At 62.8% G+C, this 7,713-nt stretch carries 8 protein-coding genes and 1 pseudogene; 3 read left to right on the forward strand and 6 right to left on the reverse strand.

Features of this window, described 5'->3' with window-relative positions:
• The 6 genes and pseudogenes from EN949_RS30215 to EN949_RS30240 form a co-directional block, all read right to left on the reverse strand.
• Positions 1-257 (reverse strand): annotated as a pseudogene (locus EN949_RS30215) (PAS domain-containing protein); the annotation flags it as partial.
• Positions 218-1,303, reverse strand: coding sequence for a sn-glycerol-3-phosphate ABC transporter ATP-binding protein UgpC (gene ugpC / locus EN949_RS30220; protein ID WP_063170677.1), 1,086 nt, complete (start codon positions 1,301-1,303; stop codon positions 218-220). The pseudogene EN949_RS30215 and the gene ugpC, both read right to left, overlap by 40 nt.
• A gap of 11 nt (positions 1,304-1,314) precedes the next feature.
• A complete protein-coding gene (locus EN949_RS30225) occupies positions 1,315-2,247 on the reverse strand; it encodes a 3-keto-5-aminohexanoate cleavage protein (RefSeq protein WP_127367273.1) in 933 nt (310 codons plus the stop codon).
• A 29-nt stretch (positions 2,248-2,276) separates the two neighbouring features.
• On the reverse strand, positions 2,277-3,125 hold the full coding sequence (locus EN949_RS30230; protein WP_127367272.1) for a carbohydrate ABC transporter permease: 849 nt from the start codon (positions 3,123-3,125) through the stop codon (positions 2,277-2,279).
• Positions 3,122-4,057 carry a sugar ABC transporter permease gene (locus tag EN949_RS30235; RefSeq protein WP_027161988.1) on the reverse strand — a complete coding sequence of 312 codons (936 nt, stop codon included), beginning with the start codon at positions 4,055-4,057 and terminating at the stop codon, positions 3,122-3,124. Before EN949_RS30235 ends, EN949_RS30230 begins: the two co-directional genes overlap by 4 nt.
• Position 4,058: 1 nt before the next feature.
• A complete protein-coding gene (locus tag EN949_RS30240) occupies positions 4,059-5,309 on the reverse strand; it encodes an extracellular solute-binding protein (RefSeq protein ID WP_063170675.1) in 1,251 nt (416 codons plus the stop codon).
• A 137-nt stretch (positions 5,310-5,446) separates the two neighbouring features.
• Between EN949_RS30240 and EN949_RS30245 the strand changes: the two genes are divergently transcribed.
• The 3 genes from EN949_RS30245 to EN949_RS30255 all read left to right on the forward strand — a co-directional run.
• Positions 5,447-6,370: a BadF/BadG/BcrA/BcrD ATPase family protein gene (locus EN949_RS30245; RefSeq protein WP_063170674.1), complete on the forward strand. Its 924-nt coding sequence runs from the start codon at positions 5,447-5,449 to the stop codon at positions 6,368-6,370.
• On the forward strand, positions 6,371-7,393 hold the full coding sequence (locus tag EN949_RS30250) for an SIS domain-containing protein (protein WP_063170673.1): 1,023 nt from the start codon (positions 6,371-6,373) through the stop codon (positions 7,391-7,393).
• 141 nt (positions 7,394-7,534) lie between these two features.
• The coding region (locus tag EN949_RS30255) for a helix-turn-helix domain-containing protein (RefSeq protein ID WP_164782587.1) at positions 7,535-7,713 on the forward strand (179 nt) is incomplete at its 3' end.

Genomic DNA, 7,713 nt, shown 5'->3' on the forward strand with positions numbered 1-7,713 from the left:
GTAATGTCGCGTGTGATCTTCGCGAACCCCAGGAGTTCGCCATCCTCGTGCCGAATGGGCGTCGATGACCACGTGGACCAGAACGCAGTGCCGTCTTTGCGTATACGCCAGCCTTCGCGCTCAACTCGCCCTTCACGGGCGGCGATCTCCAGGGCACTTTGCGGACTGCCCCGCTCACGGTCCTTGAGAGTATAGAATTGCGAAAAGTGCTTGCCGATTAATTCATCTGCCGAATAACCCTTGATGCGTTCCGCACCCGCATAATGCGCTGACCCTTGGCGTTGAACAGATGCAACTGGGTGAGGTCCGGCGCCAGGAAAACCTTCTGGCCCGGCATCACGGAAATCCGCTCGCGCAGCAACGCGCTCAGCGTGTTGTTGCCGGCTTTGGCCATGACAAGGGTTTCCGCGCCGGTCGGCTCGACCACTTCGACCACCGCCGGCACGCCGCTGTCTGAGAGCTTGAGATGTTCGGGCCGGATGCCCCAGGCAAGCGCACTTTCGCCCTGTCCCAACGCAGGCAGCGGAAATACCGTGCCGTCGCTGGCGACAAAACCGTCCGTAGTGGTGCGGCCGTCCAGGATGTTCATCGACGGCGAGCCGATGAACTGGGCAACGAACAGATTGGCCGGCCGGTCGTAGAGATCGAGCGGGGCGCCGACCTGTTCGACGATGCCGCCATTCATGACGACGATCTTGTCGGCCATAGTCATGGCTTCGACCTGGTCGTGGGTGACGTAGACGATGGTGGTTCCCAGGCGCTGGTGCAGCGCCTTGATTTCGGCGCGCATCTGCACGCGCAGCTTGGCGTCGAGGTTGGAGAGTGGCTCGTCGAACAGAAAGACCTTCGGGTCGCGCACGATAGCGCGGCCCATGGCGACACGCTGGCGCTGCCCGCCGGAAAGCTGGCGCGGATAACGATCCAGCAAGTCCTGCAGTCCGAGGATCGTCGCGGCACGCGCAATCTTGGCGTCGATCTCGCTTTTATCGATCTTCTTCAGCGTCAGTGCGAAGGCCATGTTCTCACGCACCGTCATGTGCGGGTAGAGCGCATAGTTCTGGAAGACCATGGCGATATCGCGCGATTTCGGCGCGACATCGTTGATGATCTTGCCTTCGAGCGCGATCTCGCCGGCGCTGATGTCTTCCAGGCCGGCGATCATCCTGAGCAAGGTCGACTTGCCGCAACCGGACGGGCCAACCAGGATGACGAATTCGCCCGACGCGATGTCGACGGACACGCCGTGGATGACCTTCGCCTTGCCATAGGCCTTATCGACACCTGATATGGTGAGCGCACTCATTGGTATTTTCCTTAGAAAGAGACCTTGTCGCCGCCCTTGAGCTGCAAGATCTGCCGTGCCTCGTCAGGGGTGGCGACCGAAGCGCCAAGCCCTTCGATGATCTGGCGTACCTTGCGCACCTGCTCGGCATTGGATTTCGCCAGTTGGCCCTTGCCGATCCAGAGCGAGTCCTCCAGCCCGACGCGCACATTGCCGCCGAGCGCAATGGCCTGGGTGGCGATCGGCAGCTGGCTGCGGCCGGCGCCCAGCACCGACCAGTGGTAGTCCTGTCCAAACAGCCGGTCGGCGGTGCGCCTCATATGCGCGACATCTTCCGGATGGGTGCCGATGCCGCCCAATATGCCGAACACGCTCTGGACGAAGAACGGCGCCTTGACCAGGCCGCGCTCAACGAAATGGGCGAGCGTGTAGAGGTGGCCGATGTCGTAGCACTCGATCTCGAAACGCGTGGCGTTTTGCGCGCAGGTGCGCAGGATGTGCTCGATGTCGCCAAAGGTGTTGCGGAAGATGCGGTCGCGCGAGCCTTCGAGATAGGGGCGTTCCCAGTCATGCTCGAAGGTCTTGAAGCGCTCCAGCATTGGGTAGAGGCCGAAGTTCATCGAGCCCATGTTGAGCGATGCAACTTCCGGCGCAAAGGTCGCCGCCGGCTTGACGCGCTCCTCGACGCTCATTGTCGCGGCGCCGCCTGTGGTGATGTTGATGACGCAGTCCGAGCGTTGCTTGATCACCTTCAGGAAGGGCGCAAACGCCTCGGTCGACTGGTCGGGCCGGCCGTCGGCGGGGTTGCGCGCATGCAGATGGACGATGGCAGCGCCGGCCTCGGCCGCGCCGATCGCGGCATCGGCAATCTCTTGCGCGCTCACCGGCAGATGTGGCGACATGGACGGCGTGTGGATCGAGCCGGTAACCGCGCAGGTGATGATGATCTTGTTCTGGTTCGCCACTTGAAATTCCTCGTCTATTTGACCGCAGTCTATTTCACCGCGCCTTGGGTGATGCCGGAGATGAACTGCTTCGACAGCACGATGTAGAGCAGCGTTATCGGCAGCGCCGCCAGAGTCAGCCCGGTGAACATCACGCCCCAGTCGGTGGTGAACTCGCCGACGAAGACGGTGAGGCCCTGCGGCAAGGTTTTGAGCTCGTCCGAGGTGATCAGCACCAGCGGGAAGAAGAAGTCGTTCCAGATCGGCACGGCGTTCTGGATGGCGACGATGACCAGGGCCGGGCGCGCCAACGGCAACATGATCGAGCGCATGATGCGAAATTCGCTGGCGCCGTCCATGCGTGCGGACTCTTCCAGTTCGCGCGGCAAGGTCCGGAGGAAGCCGGTCATGATGAACACCGCCGAAGGAATGCCCATGGCGACATAGACCAGCACCAGGCCGGCATAGCTGTCGACCAGCCCAAGCGAATCCAGCTGGATGAACAGCGGAATGATCGCCAGTTTCAGCGGCACCGTCATGCCGCTGAGGAAAAACATCAGCACCAGCGCGCTCAGCCTGAACTGGTAGCGGGCAATCGCATAGGCGGCCATGGTGCTGAACAGGAGGATCAGCGCCACCGCGGCCATGGTGATGCCGACGGAATTGGCGAGGTAGCGGACGAAATTGGTTTCGCTCCACACCCGCTCGGCATTGGCCAGCGAAAAGTGCGCCGGCAGGGCGAAGGGCGAGCTGAAGATTTCGGCGTTGGTCTTGAACGACGACATCACCATGACGAACAGCGGATAGATCATGATGACGGCGTTGATCGCCAGCATCAGCTGGATGGCGCCATTCTTCAGCAACTCGGCGGGTTGCCCGGTGCGGGCTGTCGCGCTCACAGCTCGATCTCGCGACGGCGCAGGTAGCGAAGCGCGATTGCAGTGACGCCTGCAACGATGATGAACATCATCACGGCCAGCGCGCTGCCCTGGCCGAAATCCTGGATCCCGGTCGTCGTCGAACCGAAGGCGGTGCGGTAGAAATAGAGGCCGAGCACATCTGTCGCGCCGCCGGGCGAACCGGTGAGGCCAGCCATGACATAGGGGATTTCGAACCAGTTGAAGCTGCCGATGAAGGTCAGGATGGTGACGATGGTGACGCTCGGCGCAATCAGCGGCCAGATAATCCTGGTCATCAGCACATAGTCGCCGGCCCCGTCGAGACGGGCAGCCTCGATGACTTCCTTGCTGACGCGCTGCATGCCGGCCAGCAGCACCAGGGTGGGGAAGCCGAGCCAGTGCCAGACGTTGGCGAACAGGACGCTGCCGAGTGCGGTGTGTTCGTTGCCGAGCCACGGTATGGCGCCGATGCCGACCAGCGCCAGCGTCTGGTTCACCAGGCCGAACAGCGGATGCAGGAACAGTTTCCACAGGAAGCCGACGATGACCGCCGACAGCACAACCGGAAGAAAGACGATGACCTGGTGGATACGGTGGCCGGGCAGCGCCTTCAGCAAGGCATAGGCGAGCAGGAAAGCGGTGCCGTTCTCGAACACCATCAGCGCCACGAAGGCGATGATGTTGTGCTTCAGCGCATTCCAGGTCCAGTCGCTGTAAGGCTGTTCAAACAGCACCTTGCGGAAGTTTTCGAAGCCGATGAATCCGGTCGGCTGCAAGCCGTTGAACTCATAGAAGGCAAGGCGGAAGGCTGAGAGCAGCGGCCAGAGCACGAACAGCACCATGACCACCAGGGCCGGTGTCAGCAGGGACGCGATCCAGAGTGACCGGCGCCACGGAAAGGCTTTTGTGGTGTGGCGCCGGCCGCTGTTCATGTCACTTGCCCTGGAAAGGCTTGTACCATTTGGCGAGGCCGTTGGTCAGGTCGGCGGCCAGCTGGTCCGGGGTGATCGAACCCGACATCATCTTGGTGATGTCGCCCTGCAGCAGCTCCGATCCCGTCGGTTTCTCGAAACGGAAGTAGACGACATTGATATGCGGCATGGCGGTTTCGTTCAACTTGGCGACATGGGCGAGAAGCTCGTCCTTGATGACGACGCCCTTGATCGGCGAGATGTTGCCGAGCAGAGCGGAGAACTTGTCGCCGAACTCCTTTGTGCCCATCCAGTTGACCAGCTTGAGCGCGGCCTCCTTGTTGGCCGACTTGGCGTTGACCGCATAGCCGCCGTCGAAGAACTTGGTCACCTGCGGCGTATCGCCGGCCTTGACCACTGGCGGGGCGACGAAGTCCATGTTGATGGCCGGGTTCTGGGTGCGATAGCTGGCGATGTCGAAGCTGCCGCCGGCAAGCATCGCCGCTTTGCCGCTGATGAACAGCTGGCCGGCGGTGTCATAGTCGATACCTTCGAAGCCGGGCGGCATGTAGTCGCGCAATTCGAGCAGCTTGCCGAGTGCGGCGACATAGCGCGGGTCCTTGAAGGTGGTCTTGCCCAACGTCAGGTCGCTGACGAAATCCTGGCCGAGGAACGGGTTGGTGAAGATGGCGACGAACATCTCGTTGAACCAGCTTGTGCCCATGCCGTTGGCGAGGGGATAAATACCCTTGTCCTTCAGCGCCTTGCTGACGGTTATGAACTCATCCCATGTGGTCGGCGGGGTCAACCCGGTCTTGGCGAAGACGTCCTTGTTGATGAACAGGCCGAGCGTCTGCGAAGCGAAGGGCAGCGAATAGACCTTCTTGTCGGCGCGATAGGTGCCGGCCACCAGCGCATCGGCGGGCTGGTTGGCGAGCGAAGGCACCGTGGTCAGATCCTGTGGTTCAAAATAGCCGGCCTTCACGAACTGCTCGAGCCAGCCATAGGCATGGGTGTGGATGACGTCGCCACCCTTGCCGGCGGCCAGGGCCGTCGAGACGATGGTCGGATAGTTCTCATCCGGGAAGGACTCGAACTTCACATGGATGTCCGGGTTGGCCTTGGTGAAATCGGCGAAAAGTTCGTTGTAGGCGGCCTTGTCCTCCTGGCGCCAGGTCCAGAACGAGATGTCGGTGGCATGCGCCACGCTGGCTGCCAATCCCCATGCGAAAGACGCGGCCGCGAGGGCCAGCCCAATCCTTCTCCTGCTCATGTTGCAATCTCCCAATCGCGCTTGATGCGCTTTTTACGACGATTATCAAATCATAGTTCTTGCCGTCTGGAAAGATAGTTTGTAAAGTTTCCTAACTAACGTGGATTGGACGCGGCGGCCCGGCTTGCGCGGTGGATATGGTGACCCAGAAAATCATTGCAGGCGTGGATATAGGCGGCACCAAGACGCGCATCATGGCGTGCCAGGGCGAGCGCATCGCCGACGAGGTGCTGGTGACGGAGAGCTGGCGCATTCGCCAGATGGAGACTGATGCCGAGACACTGGCTGGGATCGTCGCGGGATTGTGCGGCGGGGTCGCGCCCGCTGTGCTGGCCGTTGGCGCGCATGGCTGCGACACGGGTGAACAATGCCTTCGCTTCCAGGCGCTGCTGGCAAGCAGGACCGGTGGTGCGGTGCAGGTGGTCAACGATGCCGAGCTGATGGTTCCTGCCGCTGGCTATATCGACGGCATCGGCGTCGTCTCCGGCACAGGCTCGATCGCGGTGGCACGCACGGCCGATGGCAAGATGCTGGCAGCCGGTGGCTGGGGCTGGATCCTTGGCGACGAGGGCAGCGCGCCGGCATTGGTGCGCGAGGCGGCGAAAGCAATCCGGCACAGCCTCGACCGGGGCCAGGATGGTGACCCGCTGATTGCCGGGCTGATGCGCGAACTGGGTACAGACGACCAGACCAAGCTTGGCATCCTGCTCAACGAAACGCGTGGTGCCGCGGTCTGGGGCCGCTATGCCAATGCCGTATTCGACGCGGCGATCGCCGGCTCGGCTCTGGCTATCCGTATTATCAGCGAAGGCGGGGCAGGGTTGGCCGCATTGGTCGAACTCTTGATCGAACGCGGCGCCAATCCCGCCCTTGTCGTGGCTGGCGGCGGGGTCATCTCGGAGCAGCCGATGTTGATGACGGCATTCGTCGAGGCCATGGCAAAGGTCTCGCCGTCGAGCCAGGTGCTGCTGCTGCGCGAGCCGCCGGTGCTGGGTGCGGTCGCCTTGGCGAGACGACTGCTGGTCGGTCAGGGCCAATCTTCGGGAATTGGAGCGGTTTGAATGATGAAGCGTATCGGCTATCGCCCGGCGGTGGCGCGCCAGACGGAAAGTCTCGAAATCGGCCGGCGTTCGGTGGCCTCGTCGCTTGACGACCTCGATCTCGGCGCTTTTGCCGGCAAGACGATCGGGCTTGCCGGCATCGGCGCCAGCTATCAGGCGGCGCTGGCCGGTGCGCTTTATCTGCGCGCCTCCGGTATCAAGGCTTTTGCCTATACGCCGACCGATCTCTATGGCCGGACGGATGCAGCCGCCGATGCGTTCATCGCGCTGTCGGCCTCCGGGCAGAGCCGCGAAATCTACGACGTCATGCGCGAGGCGTCGGGCGCGCCGCGCCTGGCGGTCTGCCGTGGCAGCGGCAATCCGCTGGCTGATCTGACTGGTGCTGTGCTTGCCACGGATTCTGGCGCCGACAATGGCGCAAGCTCCACCGGCTATACCGGGACCTTGCTGGCGCTCGGCATGCTGATCGACAGGCTCGCCGGCAACAGATTCGACTGGACGACTTTGTCACCTGCAGCCGCCACCGTCCTTTCCGGTGCGCAAAGCGCTGCCGGGCAGGCGGCCCGGCTGCTGCAGGGCAGAACATCCATCGACATCGTCGCCGCCGGTGTCGGCTTCGCCAATGCCGGCGAGGCGGCGATGCTGATACGCGAGGCGGTGCGGGTGCCGGCATCGGGATGGGACACGCTGAACTATCTGCACGGGCCGATGGAATCGCAGGATGCGGCGACCGGACTGATCGCCATCGGCGACGGTCGCGAGGTGAAGATCGCGCAGGATCTTGCGGCGCTGGGCTGCTCCTCGGTGCTGGTGACGCGGCGCAGCGATGTCGCTCCAGCCGACAGGCTGGTGGTGATCTCGATTCCCGCGCTCGGCAACGCCATCGCTGATGCCATACTGGAGATCATCGCCATCCAGCTCATTGTCGGCGACATGCAGGACGCGGCCGGCCTCACCGACATCGTGTTCCGCTACCGCCAGACCGATACCAAGCTGAAGCCGTGGTCGCCGACCGAAGTCTGACGTCCTTGTCCGGACATCGCGGAAATTGCCAAACCGGTCAGCAATGAGGCATTGAGGACAGGATATGGCTTTCGAGTCGGGGCAGCGAATGCGCTTTCGCCGACCGGAGACAGGATTTCAGGCAAAGGTCGAACGGCTGAGATGGCGGCTGCGGAAATCCCCAATCTGACCGACAGCGCCCGGGCGGTGCTGCGCCTGCTTGCCTCGCACGGGCCGGTGACGCGGCCAAAGCTCGGCGCCATGCTCGACCTGTCGAAGCCTACCATGTCGGCGGCGGTGTCGGAGCTGAGCGCGCTCGGCCTCGTCGCCTCGCGTGGGAT

The organism is Mesorhizobium sp. M7A.F.Ca.US.007.01.2.1 (assembly GCF_003998165.1).
GTDB classification, from domain to species: Bacteria; Pseudomonadota; Alphaproteobacteria; order Rhizobiales; family Rhizobiaceae; genus Mesorhizobium; species Mesorhizobium ciceri.

Excerpts from the sequence above, each read along its gene's own strand:
- EN949_RS30240 (WP_063170675.1), bottom strand. The coding sequence starts at position 5,309 with ATGAGCAGGAGAAGGATTGGGCTGGCCCTCGCGGCCGCGTCTTTCGCA.
- ugpC (WP_063170677.1), bottom strand. The coding sequence starts at position 1,303 with ATGAGTGCGCTCACCATATCAGGTGTCGATAAGGCCTATGGCAAGGCG.
- EN949_RS30235 (WP_027161988.1), bottom strand. The coding sequence starts at position 4,057 with ATGAACAGCGGCCGGCGCCACACCACAAAAGCCTTTCCGTGGCGCCGG.
- EN949_RS30245 (WP_063170674.1), top strand. The coding sequence starts at position 5,447 with ATGGTGACCCAGAAAATCATTGCAGGCGTGGATATAGGCGGCACCAAG.
- EN949_RS30250 (WP_063170673.1), top strand. The coding sequence starts at position 6,371 with ATGATGAAGCGTATCGGCTATCGCCCGGCGGTGGCGCGCCAGACGGAA.